This is a genomic window from Marinihelvus fidelis (assembly GCF_008725655.1).
Classification (GTDB): Bacteria; Pseudomonadota; Gammaproteobacteria; order Xanthomonadales; family SZUA-36; genus Marinihelvus; species Marinihelvus fidelis.
The window spans coordinates 217675-233015 of record NZ_VYXP01000002.1 but is presented as its reverse complement, the minus strand read 5'-3'; the positions used below and the strand labels follow the sequence as shown (position 1 = coordinate 233015).

At 65.4% G+C, this 15341-nt stretch carries 9 protein-coding genes, 1 other RNA gene and 1 pseudogene; 3 read left to right on the top strand and 8 right to left on the bottom strand.

Going from position 1 to position 15341, the window contains the following annotated elements:
* The first annotated feature begins 107 nt into the window (after nucleotides 1-107).
* The 3 genes from F3N42_RS02435 (at nucleotide 108) to F3N42_RS02425 (ending at nucleotide 5150) form a co-directional block, all read left to right on the top strand.
* The gene (locus F3N42_RS02435) at nucleotides 108-2237 is read left to right on the top strand and encodes an amidohydrolase family protein (protein WP_150862794.1); all 2130 of its coding nucleotides are present in this window, start codon (nucleotides 108-110) and stop codon (nucleotides 2235-2237) included.
* Nucleotides 2238-2262: 25 nt separating this feature from the next.
* A complete protein-coding gene (locus tag F3N42_RS02430; protein ID WP_150862793.1) occupies nucleotides 2263-4170 on the top strand; it encodes an amidohydrolase in 1908 nt (635 codons plus the stop codon).
* A gap of 203 nt (nucleotides 4171-4373) precedes the next feature.
* On the top strand, nucleotides 4374-5150 hold the full coding sequence (locus F3N42_RS02425; protein ID WP_191621193.1) for a YbaY family lipoprotein: 777 nt from the start codon (nucleotides 4374-4376) through the stop codon (nucleotides 5148-5150).
* 27 nt (nucleotides 5151-5177) lie between these two features.
* On the opposite strand, the pseudogene F3N42_RS02420 reads toward F3N42_RS02425, so the two are convergent.
* The 8 genes and pseudogenes from F3N42_RS02420 to F3N42_RS02385 all read right to left on the bottom strand — a co-directional run.
* A pseudogene (locus tag F3N42_RS02420) lies at nucleotides 5178-5291 on the bottom strand (type IV toxin-antitoxin system AbiEi family antitoxin domain-containing protein); the annotation flags it as partial.
* Between the two features lie 331 nt (nucleotides 5292-5622).
* Nucleotides 5623-5987, bottom strand: a transfer-messenger RNA (tmRNA) gene (gene ssrA, locus F3N42_RS02415).
* A 63-nt stretch (nucleotides 5988-6050) separates the two neighbouring features.
* Entirely contained in the window at nucleotides 6051-7607 is a 1557-nt protein-coding gene (locus tag F3N42_RS02410; RefSeq protein WP_150862791.1) for a tetratricopeptide repeat-containing sulfotransferase family protein, read from the bottom strand.
* Between the two features lie 86 nt (nucleotides 7608-7693).
* A complete protein-coding gene (locus F3N42_RS02405; RefSeq protein WP_150862790.1) occupies nucleotides 7694-8845 on the bottom strand; it encodes an MFS transporter in 1152 nt (383 codons plus the stop codon).
* 17 nt (nucleotides 8846-8862) lie between these two features.
* Nucleotides 8863-10518: a serine hydrolase gene (locus tag F3N42_RS02400; RefSeq protein ID WP_150862789.1), complete on the bottom strand. Its 1656-nt coding sequence runs from the start codon at nucleotides 10516-10518 to the stop codon at nucleotides 8863-8865.
* A complete protein-coding gene (locus F3N42_RS02395; protein ID WP_191621192.1) occupies nucleotides 10515-11948 on the bottom strand; it encodes a tetratricopeptide repeat-containing sulfotransferase family protein in 1434 nt (477 codons plus the stop codon). The genes F3N42_RS02400 and F3N42_RS02395 overlap by 4 nt, the downstream gene beginning before the upstream one ends.
* A gap of 132 nt (nucleotides 11949-12080) precedes the next feature.
* Nucleotides 12081-14465: a TonB-dependent receptor gene (locus F3N42_RS02390; RefSeq protein ID WP_150862787.1), complete on the bottom strand. Its 2385-nt coding sequence runs from the start codon at nucleotides 14463-14465 to the stop codon at nucleotides 12081-12083.
* Nucleotides 14462-15340 (bottom strand): carbon-nitrogen hydrolase family protein, encoded by an 879-nt coding sequence (locus F3N42_RS02385; RefSeq protein WP_150862786.1) that lies wholly within the window; start codon nucleotides 15338-15340, stop codon nucleotides 14462-14464. The genes F3N42_RS02390 and F3N42_RS02385 overlap by 4 nt, the downstream gene beginning before the upstream one ends.
* Nucleotide 15341: the final 1 nt, after the last annotated feature.

Here is a 15341-nt window from a genome sequence, read left to right as displayed (position 1 = left end):
GCGATTTTTCGCGCTCGGAGGTTGTCAAGCGGCTTTCAATCAATGAGCCAGAGCCTCGCTCCCGCATAGGGCGGTATGGGGGGCTGGTGGTCCAAGGGGGAAAGAGGATGAAAAGGTTGATGCGACGGCTGGCGCTGTCGATGCTCGTGCTCGCGGGTGCCGCGCCCGTCGTGGTAAACGCACAGCAAGCGGCGGATTTCCTTTACCACGGAGGACGCATCCTGACGATGGTCGGTGACGAGCCGGCCTATGTGGAGGCTCTCGCGGTCAAGGACGGTAGGATCGCCTTCGCCGGGGCGAAGGACCAGGCACTGGCGATGCGAGGAGAGGCGACGAGGGTCGTCGACCTCGAGGGAAAGGCCTTGCTTCCCGGCTTCATCGATGGCCACGGCCATTACATAAACTCGCTGCTGGTCGCCAACCAGGCCAAGCTCTATCCGCCGCCGTCCGGACCGGGGAAGGACGTATCGAGCATCATCGCCGAGCTGAAGCGCTATGCCGCCGAACGGAAGATTCCGAAGGGCGAACTGATCATCGGTTACGGGTATGACGATTCCGTCATGCCGGACGGTCGGCTTCTAAACCGCGACGACCTGGACGCCGCGTTTCCCGACAACCCGGTGCGGGTGGACCACGTTTCGATGCACGGCGCGGTGATGAACAGCCTTGCCCTGAAGAAGTACGGGATCTCCGCTGAAACCGAGACACCGCCGGGTGGCGTGATCGTGCGCAAGCCGGGCACCGAGGAGCCCTGGGGCCTGATCATGGAGACGGCCTTCCTGCCGGTCTTCGAGCAATCCGAGCCGCTGACCGCGCAGCAGGAGATTGAATGGACCCGAGCGGGCCAGATGCTCTATGCCGAAGCTGGAATGACGACCGCCCATGAGGGAGCCACACATCTCGGTCAGCTACAGACGATCAAGCGCGCCACCGATGCAGGCGCGAACATCATCGACGTAGTCGCCTACCCGTTCATCACCGATCTCGACAAGGTGCTCGCCGAGTTTCCGGTCAGTGACTGGGGCAGGTACGACAAGCGCTTCAAGATCGGCGGCGTGAAGATCACTCTGGACGGCTCGCCGCAGGGCCGTACGGCATTCTTCACCACGCCCTACTTGCAGGGCGGGCCGGCCGGCGAGAAGGACTGGACCGGGGAGCCCACCTTCCCGCAGGACCTCGTCAACAAGGCGATGAAAAAGGTCTACGACCTCAATGTGCCGGTCATCGTTCACACCAATGGCGATGCCGCAATCGATATGTTCCTCGACGCCTACGGGTATGCCCGCGACGGCAACCACGACCGGCCGTGGAACGTCACCACCATCCACACCCAGTTCATGCGCAAGGACCAGATCCCGAAGTTCGTCGAATACAAGGTCCGCCCGTCTTTCTACACCCTGCACACCTTCTACTTCGCCGAAACGCACATCGCGAATCGGGGCAAGGAACAGGGCAGCTACATCAGCCCGATGCGCGATGCGATCGACGCCGGCCTGCGCCCGACCAACCACACGGACTTCGTCGTCGCGCCCCTCGACCAGATGATGATGCTCTGGTCGGCGGTAAACCGGGTGTCGCGCGCTGGCGCGGAAATCGGCCCAAGCCAGCGGGTAACGGCCTATGAGGGTTTGAAATCCATGACCGAATGGGCGGCCGAGCAATACGGTGAACAGGATAGCAAAGGCACCCTCGAAGTCGGCAAGCTCGCCGATCTCGTGATCCTCGACAGGGATCCGCTCCAGGTGGAGCCGATGGCGATCAGGGACATCCGGGTCGTGGAGACGATCAAGGAGGGCCGCACCATCTACCCGGCGTCCGCCGGCGAGCTGCCGCCGCTCAATGTCACCGTGACCGACCCGGATAAGACCTATTCGTGGACAACCCACGTCTGCGACATGGCCGGTGTGAACACCGCCGGTGGCCGTACCTGGACGCTGACGGCGCTCAATGGCGCGCAGATCGACGTGGCGAAACCGCCCACGATGCTGTTCGAAAGCGGCAGGCTCGCCATCTTTGGTGGCGTCAACCGGCTGACCGGGTCTTACGCCCTGGTGCGCGACAGCGTGACCATGGGCGATCTTGCCAGCACACGGATGGCCGGTCCACCGGATCTCATGGAACTCGAAGGCAGCTTCGCGAGGACGCTCAAGGCCGTTGACGCGTTTCATGTCCACGGCGATGAACTGACCCTCTTGAGCGACGGGAAGGTCGTCGCGGTTTTCCAGGCCGCGGAATGAGGGCTTTCGCCCCGAGGAGAGGCAAATGAATTTCGGCATTCGTCACGCGTTCCCCGTGCTGCTCGGGGTCGCTGCAACTGTGATGGGGGGCGCTTCGGCGCAGACCACTACCTTGCAGGATATCGGTAGCCATTTCGCCGAGCCACCCAGCCCGACGGTGATCTACACCGCGCGCGAGTTCATCACGATGGATCCTGCCAGGCCGCGTGCCGAGGCGATCGCGGTGCGCGATGGCAGGTTCGTCGCGGTCGGCACGCGCGCCGAGGTTGGTGCCGCGGCCGGCGAGGATGCGCGGCTCGACAAGACGTTCAACGACAAGGTCGTGATAGCCGGCTTCGTCGAGCAACACGTGCACCCGGTGCTTGCGGCGCTGACCATGAACACCAAGGTCATCTCGATCGAGGACTGGGACGCGATCGACGGCTTCTCGCCCGCGGTGCGCGACGAGAAGGGCTACCAGGAGCGCCTGAAACAGGCGCTCGCCGCCCACGAGGACAAGCAGGCGCCGTTCGTGACCTGGGGCTACCACCACTATTTCCACGGCGAGATGTCGCGCGACATGCTCAACGAGCTCGCGCCCAACTTCCCCGTGATCGTCTGGCACCGCTCGGCACACGAGATCTTCCTCAACGACGCGGCGCTTGAGCTCACCCGCATCGACGAGGCTTTGGTAAAGGGCCTGCCCGAGTCGGCGCAGGCGCAACTAAGCCTCCCCAAGGGCCACTTCTTCGAGCAGGGGATGCTCGCGATCCTGCCCAAAGTCGCCCCCTACATCGCCTCCGCCGAGCAGTTCCGCAAGGGCCTCGAGTTCACCGAGACCTACTACCACCGCAACGGCATTACGCTCGCCTGCGAGCCGGGCGGGTTCGTGAGCAAGCCGATGCAGGATGCGGTCAACGCCGTGTACTCGGACGACGCCACGCCGTTCAACCACTGTTTCATCGGCGACGGCAAGAGCTTCTTCGCGATGAAGCCCAACGATGCGGTGAGCCTGCTCGCCGAGACCCGCAAGGTCGAGAGCTGGGGCAAAGGGCGCACCTGGTATATCCCTAACCAGGTAAAGCTCTTCACCGACGGCGCGATCTATAGCCAGCTGATGCAGATGAAGGACGGCTACACCGACGGCCACCACGGCGCCTGGATCGTCGACCCGCCGGCCTTCGACTTCATGTTCCAGACCTACTGGGACGCGGGCTACCAGATCCATATCCACAACAACGGCGACGCCGGCCTGGACGTGCTGCTCGCCTCGTTCGAGAAGGCGATGGCGCGCAAGCCGCGCACCGACCATCGGACCGTGCTCGTGCACTTCGGCTTCGCCCAGCCCGAACAGGTGGCGAAGTGGATCGAGCTCGGCGGCATCGTGAGTTCGAACCCCTACTACGTGACCGCCCTCGCAGGGCGCTACGCCAAGCTCGGCATCGGGCCGGAGCGGTCGGCCAACATGGTGCCCAATGGCGACGTCGTAAAGAACGGCGGCTCGCTGTCCTTCCATTCCGACATGCCGATGGCGCCCGCCAAGCCGATGCAGCTCGTGTGGGCGGCAGTCAACCGCTTCACCGCCGAAGGGCCGGTCGCCGGCCCGCAGCACAAGGTGTCGCTTGACGTCGCCCTCAAGGCTGTGACGATCGACGCTGCCTACTCGATCCAGATGGAACAGCGGGTCGGCTCGATCGAGGTCGGCAAGGACGCGAACCTGACGGTTCTCGAACAGAGCCCCTACGAGGTCGCGCCCGAGAAGCTGAAGGACATCGACGTGTGGGGCACCATGCTCGAGGGCCGTGTGCAGCCGGTCGGCGGCAAGCTGCCGCGGACGACGTCGGCGGTGCAAGGTGAGGCGCCGTTGAAAGAGGCGCCGCGCGACGCTGCGGACCTCGACCGCGCGGTGGCCGGGAGGCTGGCATCGCTCCTGCGCCACAAGCACGACCACTGATCGTTCGCGCGCGCAGACTTGACGTGGTACACGGCGACCGGAATCGACAAACGAGGCTGCGGGCGTAGCCATGGAAGGCTATGCGAGCGTGCCGGATAGCGAGTTGGTTGACGCGGCCATGGGGCAGCTCGCGAGGCTGATTTCTATGGCTCATTTGCACTGATTCGGCGATGCGGCCAGTTTTCAAGACAATCGGGACAGCGTTGCTGGCGGCCGGCCTAATTCTCGTCGCGGCCTGCACGCAGGCTCCCAGCGTGGGCGCTACCGCCAGTAAACGCAGCGAGGCTGGCATGCAGCAGGTGACAGGTACCCTTTCCTATCGTGAGCGGCTGCTGCTCCGCCCGGGCGCCGTGGCCGAGGTGTCCCTGCTCGACGTCTCGCGCGCCGACGCGCCCGCCCGCACGATCGCGCGGCAGCTTATCGATGACCCGTCCGCGCCCCCTATCCCCTTCGTGCTGAAATATGACCCCGCAGAGATCGACCAGCGCATGAGTTACGCCGTGCGCGCCGTCATTCGGCAAGAGGACCGATTGTTGTTCACCACCGATACGATGTATCCGGTGATCACGCGCGGAGCCGGCAACACCGTCGACCTGCTGTTGAAACGGGTCGGCGGGCCGGAGACGAAGCCCGACGCCTCTCTGACCAACACCTACTGGAAGCTGGTTTCGGTCGGCGGTGAGATGTATCGGCACGTGGGCGCCAACCGCGAGCCGCACTTGAAGCTACTGGAGCGTGACAACGCCGTCACGGGATTTGGTGGCTGCAACGGCTACTCGGGCCGCATCGAACTGGCCGATGGCATGCTGCGATTCAGCGACCTTGCGGTCACGCAGCGCGCCTGCCTGGAAGGTATGGAGATCGAATCCCGTTTTCTGGCGGCGCTGCGAGAGGCGAATCGCTACGCCATCCGGGGAGACACCCTGCGCCTGTTGCGCGACGACGAGGATGTGCTCGGGTTCGAGGCAGTCTACTTCTGATGGCGGCTCGAGCTGCAGCCGTCCTTGCCGCACCAGCCGCGTCAGGGCAACAGCGGGCAGCCCGCGCTCAGTCAGATCGCGCGATCGAATAAGGCGGTGTTCTGCGGCGAGATCCAGGATCTTCCGATGCGAACGAGCCATGCCGCCATGGTGTTGCGAAAGGCCGGTAGTAGTCAGCAACTACCGACATAAAGCAACGCGACCCGCCGCTGTCCTTTGGCCCGCGGGCAATCGTCAGCCGCCCTGCGGTGTCGGATGGGGTATTTCGATCGGAGGCCCAAAAGTACCCCGAGAAATACCCCCACATTGGGTTGGTAGGGAAAGTTAGGGCCAGGTGAGCACGGGGATGGGATTTTCCTCGATCCGGACGGGGGAAGCACAGTAAATCCCGTGCCGTCCAGACCGATCTGTGCCGGACTGGAAATCGAACTCAAAATATTCTCGTTAAAACAATGCGTTAGATAAAAAATATTGGTGGAGGCGGCGGGAATCGAACCCGCGTCCGCAAGTGATTCGCCTTTGGCTCTACATGCTTAGTCGATCTATTAATTTAGCTGTGGGCTACCCGATCGGCGAGGGAAAACCACCAGCGAGCCTGGATGAGGTTTTAACGAATCCACACCAGGCGTGCTTCATCGCGATCCCGTGTGGGTCGACCCCCGGGCTCCGGTGCTCACGGGCAAGCTCCGGGCGGAGGGCACTACGGCAGGTGTTTAAGCTGCGAGTGCGTAGTTGTCGTCGTTGGCAACTAACTTGTTTGCAAACCTTTTAACGAGTTGCTTGCAGCTCGGCATGCACCTCGGGTTTCACGACCCACGTCGAAGCCAGGTCGCCCCCAAGTCTTGCTTTGGACGCGTAGTGTAACGGAAAGTTCCGGCCGCGCAAGGGTTTGCGCTCGGGTCAGCCGTCGACGGGGACGCCGTGGGTGCGCAGCAGGGTGGCCAGTGGCTTGAGCTGTTCGCGGTATTCGCGCCACACGCCCACCGGCGCCTCGGTGCCCTGGGAGCGCTGCATGATGGCCTGTAACTGGCCCTCCACGATCTCGGCATCGGTGCCCAGGAAGTCCTGGATGCACGCCATCTGCGCCATGGGGTCGGCGATCAGTTTTTCGTAGTCGACATCCAGGATCCAGCCGGGCAGGTGGCGGCGCCAGTGGCCCATCAGCTGCTGGTAGGCGACGAAATAGCGGGCGATGTCGTCCATGCGGTTGGCGAAGCCGTGGCCGCCGCGGAACAGGGTGCGGTAGAGCGTGTAGCAGCTGTCCAGCGGGTGCCGGCGCAGGTGGATGACGCGGGCGTTGGGCATGGCCTTGCTCACCAGGCCCAGGTGCTGGAAATTCAGCGGTGTGCAGTCGACCAGGTTGGGGGCTTCCGGCGCCAGGCCGCGCAGGCCGGTCCAGTAGCGCTGGCCCATGCGCTGGAAGTCGATATCACCGGCGCGGTCGATCACGTCTTCGGGCTTCTGGTGCGGGCCGACGCCATGGATCAGCGCGAAGATCAGCGTGTTGACCGGGCCCAGGCTGGCGACGCCGTCCAGCGAGGCCAGCAGGCGGTTGGCCAGCGCGATGCCGATGCGCGGCAGGCCCACCAGCAGGATCGGGTTGGCGTCTTCGAAGCCGGGTTGCCCGGTGGCCAGGCGCTTGCCGTCGAAGATGCGCGCGATGTGGTCCAGGGCGCGCTCGTCGGTGGACACGTCGTAGTTGACGCGCTCCGCCATCAGCCGCGCGCCGGAGCGCAGGCAGTCAAAGGCGGTGTCGTACTCGCCCAGGTCTTCCAGTTCCTTGGACAGGGCGTAGTAAACCGGGATGCGGGCCGAGTCGCCCTCGGGCAGGTTTTCCAGCACGAAGCCCAGCTGCTGGGCGTGGTGGTTGTCGGCGGTCTGTTTGCGCAGCGCCGAGCGTGATTCCCAGGCGTCGTAATTCTTCGGGTCCAGGTAGATGGCGCGGTCGAACAGCTTTTCCGCGTCGGCGGCGCGGCCCAGTACCACGCAGGACGTGGCGGCGTCGGCGGCCAGGCGTGAGTTCTTCGGCTCCAGTTCGACGCAGCGCAGTTGTACCCGCAGGGCGTCCTCGAAGCGGCCGCAGTTCTGGTAGAACTCGCCCACCCGCGTCAAAGCCGGCACCACGCCGCCCACCTGTTCCTCGAGCGCGCGGATGCAGTCGATGGCCAGGCCCAACTGGTTGGTGTACAGCAGGCACTCGGCCAGCCGCGCGCGGGCTTCCAGGCTTTCCGGTCGCGCGCCGAAGGCCTGCTGGGCGGTGACCATCATGCGGTCGAAATCGCCCATGGCCTGCAGGATATGGCTGCTCAGCATCAGCAGTTCGAACTCGCCGGGCCAGGTGCGCAGCAGGTGGTCACAGAGTTCATTGGCCTGGCGGTACTCGCCGGCCTGCATCAGGCGCTGGATGCGGCCGATCTTGCGCGGCAGCGTCGCGGAGGGTCTGGGTTGTGCGGCCATGTCGGGCAGGTGTCTGGAAAGAGGGGCGTATTGTAAGGGAATGCGCGGGGAGGGCGAAGCCGCCCCGCGCTCGTGCCGTGGCGTGGTCAGTCCGCGGCGCGGTCCCTGGCCCGGGCCGGGATCCAGGTGGTGGCCATCGCCGCCACCAGCGCCAGCGCGGAGACCCCGATCACCAGGGCGTAGCGGTCTTCACCCAGCAGGAAGGCGATCAGCATGGGGCCGGAGGCCAGCCCCATCTTCGAGGCGAATCCGGCCAGCGCGGCCATCTGGCCGTGACTGTCGAAACGCGATGCCAGCCCCAGCAGGTACGAGATCGTGAAGGCCCAGGTCACGCCGATGGCCATGTTCGAGGCGATCCAGATGGCCGGCACATCGCTGTAGAGCAGGGCCCAGGTGGCGATGGCGGTGATGCCGATGCCCAGCGTCAGCGGTCGCAGGTAGCCCATGCGGTCGCTGACGGCGATGACCAGCCCGGCGCCTGCCAGGCCGATCCACGCTGATGCTCCCAGCGTCTGGGTGATGAAGCCCTGCTCAAGGCCGTAGTGCGCGCCCAGGCCGATGATGAAGGCGTACAGCCCCATGTTGGCGCCCTGGAACAGGAAAATCGCCAGCAGCGTCAGCACCAGCGGCAGCGACCAGGCCGCGCGTCGGGTGATGGGCGGTGGTGGGCGGTCGGAAACCGCGTAGTCGGGCAGCCAGGGCAGCATGGCCAGCGTCACCACGCTGAAGGCCACCAGTGACAGGAACAGCACCGCGGTGCCGAACTGCGGCACAAGGCCGGGTATCAGCATCACGCCCAGCCCGCCCAGGCCGAACTGCACGAACAGCAGCACGCCAAACGTCCGGTCCGGCTGCTCGGTGCGCGCGATGACCGCGAAACCCGTGCCCACCAGCATGCCGCCCACCAGCCCGTGGACGAACCGCATCGCGACCAGCGCGGTGGGCTGGCTGATACCGATGGACAGCAGGTCGATGACGATCAGCGTCAACAGGAAGGCCAGCGAGGCCACCCGCCAGTTCAGCCGCCGCACCAGGAACACGATCAACAGCGCGCCGAAGGCGGCGCCGTACATGTTGGCGGAGCCCACCGCGCCGGCCTGGCGGTTGCTGAAGTCCAGGGCCTCGATCAGCCCATCGATGATCGCCGGCATGATGTTGACGTAGAAAAGACCGGCGGTGGCGAGGAAGGCAAGGCCGATCCTAGATGTAAAGCTATTTCTTGAAAGTTTATTTATCATTATGAAATATCGTTATATTAATCGCAGAGTTTACGTGCTTTGTGAGCTTGCAGGACGGCCTGTTTCCAGGGCGTGAAGCCATTGTCTGTAAAGTGGTAGTAGACCATCTGGTTGGGCAGGAAGGCCCAGGTGATGCCGCCATAACCGGCCATGAACGGCACCCAGCTGGGCGTCGAGCAACCCAGCGCGGGGCCAAAGTCATAGGCCCACCAGCCATGACGGTAGCGTTCACCGCCACCATGGGGCCAGACAAATGATGGTTCTATATTCCGGAAAAATAGTTCGTTATAGGTGTCTTCCGGAAACAGTGTTCCGTTCCTGGCCAGGTCGGGCAGGGCGGCGCCGATACGGGCCACGTCATCAACGTGAAAGGCCAGGCCGTAGCCGGTCAACGGCTGCGCGTCGGTGTCTTTGGTGCGCTCGGTGAAACCGGTCAGCGGCCCGGCATCGACGCCGGCCAGGATCTCGCCCAGCAGGATGTCGCGGTGAATGTCGGCGCCGTCACCGCGTTGTTGGCGAAGGAAGCGCTGCAGGGCCACGCCCAGCAGGTAATGGTCCGAGGTGTGGTAAACCGGCGTGACGCCCGGTGCCTCGGCCCGTGGCCAGGCCGTGCAGGCCACCTCGATGCGCTCGGCGTTACTGATGGCGTCAAAGAAGGTCACCATGGTCGCCGATGCCTCGTCGGCCTGGTGGGCCGGGTCAGTGAACAGGCCGGTACTCATGTTCATCAGGTGCTCGAGCCGCACATCGCGCCAGCGCCTGTCGGCCAGCCGGCACTCCGGTACCAGGTCGGTGACCGCGGTGGTCGCCAATTCGGGCCACAGTTTCAGCATGCGCAGGTAGACCAGCCCGGCGAACAGGCTCTTGGCGGTGGAGTAGGACGGTAGCGGCAGGTGCTCGCAGGCCAGTTTCTCGCCGTCATGGGCCAGGCAGTCGCCCAGGTAGTGAACGCCGTCCACGACCAGGCCATAGGCGGTCACATCGGCATCGGCGGGCGGCGCGAATGCGCCGGCGTCGAAGGCCGGAAAGCGCTCGGTGAGCGCGCCCAAGGGGCGGGTTGGCATGGCCCGCTGCCGCAAGGCCTGATCGCGCGCGAGCACGTCGTCGGCAGCGTCGACCGGCCCGGCCGTCCAGCTGGCCTTTAACGTGCCGTTGGCATCGAACTTCAGGTAGGCGCAGGTCTCGGCGTTGATCCGCCAATGCAGGTCCAACGCTGCCGGTTCCGCGTGGCGGCCAGGTAACGCGCCCTCGATGATGCCGTAATGAACGCAGCCGTGATTGGCATGCCGGAGCGCGAACGGGAACGCCACGGGCCGCGAACCGTCGTCGGCTTCCGGGCCCAGTCGCCCGGGCTCAGCGATAAACATCCACAACGGGTGGCCGGTACCGACCGGCGTGCGAATCGTCGGAACCAACCGTTCGCCGTCGGTGACCCAGTCGATGTCGATGGCAGGGAACTCGGTGACTCGCAGCCCGGCGTCGCTTGCCAGGTCGAAGGTGTCGACGCTGGGCCTGAAATCGGTGAAGGACCCGCCGTTGATCTCCAGCTGGCCCTGCAAGGGCAAGGTGCCGGCATCCAGGTCCTGGGCGGCGATGGCACAGCCTGTGGCCAGGATCAGTCCAACGGCGAGCAGCACCCCGGATGGCGGCCGGCTTAACAGTCGACCGGTCAACAGTCGACGCCTTCCTGGCGCAGCTTGGCCGCCAGCGGTGCGAGCTGGCGCTCGTAACGGCGCCAGCGACCCACGGAATCGGAGTACACCGGGCGACGGACCTGGGCCGCGCTGGCGGTGGCGGTGGGTGTGGCCTGGCGGTGGAAGTCCATGCAGCCCGGGTCCCAGTCGAGGCCGGCGCCGTCCAGCAGGCGGCGCAGCTGCGGCTCGGTATCGGTGACCAGGGCCTCGTAATCGACGTCCAGGAACCGTCCGGGCAACACGGCGCGCCAGTGCGCCATCAGCCGGTGATAGGCCAGGTAATAGCGGCCGACATCCTGGAAGCGGTAGCTGAAGGGATAGCCCATGCGGAACAGCGTTTTGTACATGGCGAAGCAGGCATCCAGCGGGTGCCGCCGCAGGTGGATCACCCTGGCGCCGGGCATGGCCTTCAGGATCAGCCCCAGGTAGAGGATATTCAGCGGGGCCTTGTCGACCAGCAGCGGCGCGTCGTGGCCGTAGCCGCGCGTGGCCGTGCGGTAGCGCTCGCCCAGCGCGGGCAGGTCGATGCCGGGGATGCGCGAGAACAGCTGCTCGCGGTTGTCGTGTGGTCCCGCCGCGTGGACCAGGGCGTAGAGCAGGGTGTTGGTCTCGCCCAGGCTGGCCACGTCCGGGTGCGCCGACAGCATGCGCTCGACCAGCGTGGTGCCGGTGCGCGGCAGGCCCATGACGAACACGGGGCCCGGGACGTCGCTGCCCTCGCTGGCCTGTTTGACCCAGTCGGCGTCGAAGGTCGTGGTGATCCGGTGCATGACCGATTCATCGGTGGCCACGTCGTAGGACAGGCGTCGGCGGCGCGCCTCGGCGCCGGCCTGGTAGTGGCCGAAGGCGGCGTCGTACTCGCCCAGGTCTTCCAGCTCCTTGCCCAGAGCGTAGTTCACTGGCACCTGGCCGTCGTCGTCGGCGTCCAGGTGCCCCAGCACGTAGCGCATTTGCTCAACATGGTTGGCTTCCGGCGTCTGTCGCCGCAGCGTCGAGCGGTTCTGCCAGGCATCGTAGTCATCCGGGCGCAGCGCGATTACGCGCTGGTACAACTGGTCGGCCTGGTCCATGCGGCCCAGCGCCACGCAGCTGGACGCCGCCGCGTAGTGGGCGTCCGGGTCGTCGGGGCACAGTGCCAGCACGCGCTCGTGGCAGCGCCAGGCAGCCTCGTGCTGGCCGCCGTGGACGTGGAACTCGGCCACCCGCAACAGCCATTCCGGCTGCGACCAGGTCAGCGATTCCAGCGCCCGCACGCCTTCCAGCGCTTGTGCCACCTGGCCGCAATACAGCCGGCACTCGGCCAGCCGCAAGGCCGCGCCGGGGTCATCCGGCCGCGCCACGGCCGCGCGTTCGGCGTCGGCAAGGTCGCGCTCGAAATCGATGGCCGGGGTGACGGGTTCTACGGGCATGGCGCGGCGCCGTTCAGGGGAAGATGGCGGCGACTTTAGCATTGTCGCCGCCGGGTTGATCGGGAACAGGGTGCGGGCACCGGCCGGGGGGGAGTCGTGCCGGTGCCCGCGGATGAAGCCGGGTTACGGGCTTCAGAAATCGTAGACCACCGAGACGCCGATCGTGCGCGGCCGCGTGATCACGCTCTTGGCGCCACTGCCGTAGTAGTTCTGCGCCGGGTCGGTGCCCATGTAGTTCTCGGTGAACACGCCGGACACGCCCTTCTCGTTGAACAGGTTCTTGGCGAACAGGCCAAACGACCAGTTCTCGCTGACCGCCAGGGTCGAGTTGAAGTCGAACAGCGCGAAACTGTCCAGCGTGGCCGAGAACGACGCGCTGGTGTCGCTGATGTGGTTCTTCATGTCGTCCTGCCAGTAGCCGGAGATGCGGTTGTTCCAGTCCCAGCCGTTGCCCAGCGTCATGGTGTTTTCCAGCATCACGTTGATGGTGTGCTCCGACAGGCCAGGCAGTTCGGCGCCTTTCACGCCGGCCACGTAGGCGTCGTCGGCGGACATGAAGGTCTCGTCCAGTTCGCCCTGGTTGAAGGAGTAGCCCACGCTGGCATGCCAGCCGCCGCCGAAGACGCGGTCGTACTCGAACTCCACGCCCTGGGTGTGCGCGTCACCGCCGTTCTGGGCGGCGTAGAAGCCCCAGTTGGTGGTGGCGGTGTTGAGCTGGATGTCCATCCAGTCGACGTAGTACAGCGACACGTTCCAGAATGACCTCGCATCACCGCCCTTCAGGCCGATTTCGTAGTTAGTGGTCGTGTCCGGGTCGTAGACCTGCCAGGCCGGGTCTTCGGCGAAGGTGCCGGACAGCGGCACGGCGTTGGCGCCGCCGCGGCGATAGCCCTCGGACACGGTGCCGTACAGCATCATGTCGTCGCTGACATCCCACGAGGCGTTGAACTTGAACAGCGTGTCGGAATCGTCGCCCTCGAAGGTGACCTCGTCGTCGATGGCGAACGAGGTGTACAGGCCCACGCCCATGAAGGTGTGGTTGGTGTACTCGTTGTCGAAGCTGCGGAAGCCGCCGGTCAGGCGGAAGGTGTCGCTGATGTTCCAGGTCAGTTCGCCGAACAGCGCCGTGTCGGTGAAGTTCTCCTCGCGGTCGTAGCGGAAGTCGTTGTCATCCACCACGCAGCAATCCCAGGCGGCTGCCGTCCAGCGGTAGAAGCCGCGCAGGTAGCTGTACTGGCTGCTGGAATTATCCTGGTCGCGGTAGAAGGCACCGACGATCCAGTCCAGCGCTCCGTCGGTGTTGGAGACCAGGCGTAGTTCCTGGACGAAGGCCTCGTCACCGTAGCCACGTACGGCCGAAGCCATTGGCCGCGGGTAGTTGTAGTAGAACGAGGCCAGCCAGCCGCTGGCCGCGTAGAAGCCGGTGTTTTCGCTGTTGCTCTCGCCACTGTGGTCGTAGCTGGAGGTACTGCTGGTGAGCGTGGCGAAGCCGAAATCGATGTTCATTTCCAGCGCCAGTGCGTCGACCTCGCGTTCCGAGGGTTCACGCTGCACCGAGCCGTTTTCGTAGCGGTCGTACGGGTCACCCCAGCCGTCCACGCCCTCGGTGGGCTGCATGCGGCCACCGATGTCGTCCTCCTGGAACGAGTAGGTCAGCAGCGCGTTGAACGTGTCGTTGGGTTCCCACAGCGCCGACACGCGGGCGTAGGTGATGTCGATGGTGTCGGCATCTTCCACGTACTCGTACTCGGCGGCCGGGTCGAGCACGCCGTTCGGCGCAATTGGCAGCCCATCGTTATCGAGTACGTAGACATTGGGCAGGTCGATGACACCGTCGTAGTCGATGCGGCCCACCACGGCGCGCAAGGCGAAGGTGTCGCCGAATGGCATGTTGAGGATGGCATTGGCGTCCCAGTTGTAGCCACTGGAACCGGACGTGCTGCTGACGGCGCCCTCGAAGCGGCCTTCGGCCTCGCCCAGCACCGGCCGCCGGGTCATGTAGCGCACCGTGCCGCCCAGTGAGCCGGAGCCGTACAGCGTGCCCTGCGGGCCGCGCAGCACCTCGACGCGCTCCAGATCCTTCAGCACCATGTTGGCGTACAGCGGGGTGTCGTTGATATAGGTCGACACCGGCGGCACCGCCGACAGGCGCACGTCCATATTGATGTTGGAATCGATCGCCAGGCCGCGGATGCGGATGGCGTTGACCGCGCCGGCGTTGCGGGCGCCGTAGTCGATGACCGAGGCGCCGGCCACGCCGCGCAGCAGTTCGCCGGTGGTCATGATCTTGCCGCGGTCGATGACATCGCCGCCCACGGCGGAGATGTTGTACGGAATGTCCTTGATGGTCGCCTCGCGACGGGTCGCGGTCACCACCACTTCTTCAAGTGCGGTGAGCTCCTCGTCCATCGTCTGGGCGTCGGTCTGGGCCTGGGCCGGCAGGGCGAAGGCGCCAAACACGGCGGCGGAAATGGCGGCGGACAGGGTGGCGCGTTTGGGCGTGTGCTGACTGTTCATGTGTGTGCTCCATGGGGACCGTTATTGTCGGTTTCGTCGGGCAGTGCAAGGGGGCCAAGCTCAGCCAGCGCGCCGGGGCCGGCGCCGGGCTGGTAGACCGGGTAACGCACATCGGCGTCACGAAAATTCTTCAGGGTCTGGACGGTGCTGAAAATGCCGCGCTCGCGGCTGCGGCGGACATGCTCGAAGTCCAGTTCCAGCGCGATGATCTCGCGCGTGGTCGAGGCCTGGTGGATGACGTTGCCGTCCGGGCCGACCACGATCGAGCGGCCGTAGCCCAGGTCACCGGCGACGTTGATGTTGACCATGTAGACCTGGTTGCAGGCCGCGTTCGCCTGGGCGATGGCCAGTTCCAGTTTGCGGTCGATGGTGTTGGTCAGCGTCGGTACGATGATGGCCTCGGCGCCCATCCAGACCAGCTGGCGGACCATCTCCGGGAACCACATGTCGAAACAGATCATCAGGCCGATGCGGCCGGCGCCGGGGACGTCGAAGACGCAGAAGTCCTGGCCTCGGCGCACGCCCTTCTCGTAGGGCAGGAACGGGTGGCGCTTGTCGTACCGCGCGACCACTTCACCGGTCGGGTCGATCACCGGCGCGGTGTTGAACACGGCGTTGCCGCGGCGCTCGAACAGCGAGCCGGGCACCAGCCACAGGCCGTGTTCACGGGCGGCGGCGCGGAACCGGGTCTCGGCCTCCGAGCCGGGCTCGGCGGCGTGGTCGGTGGAGGCGCCGCGCGTGCACAGCTCCGGCAGGATGACCATTCGAACCCAGGGGAAGCGCTTCGCCACCTGGGCGATCTCGCGTTCGATGGTCTCCAGGTTGTCGTCGGCGCCCAATTCCAGTTGCAGGCCGGCGATGGGAAGGTGGCTCATG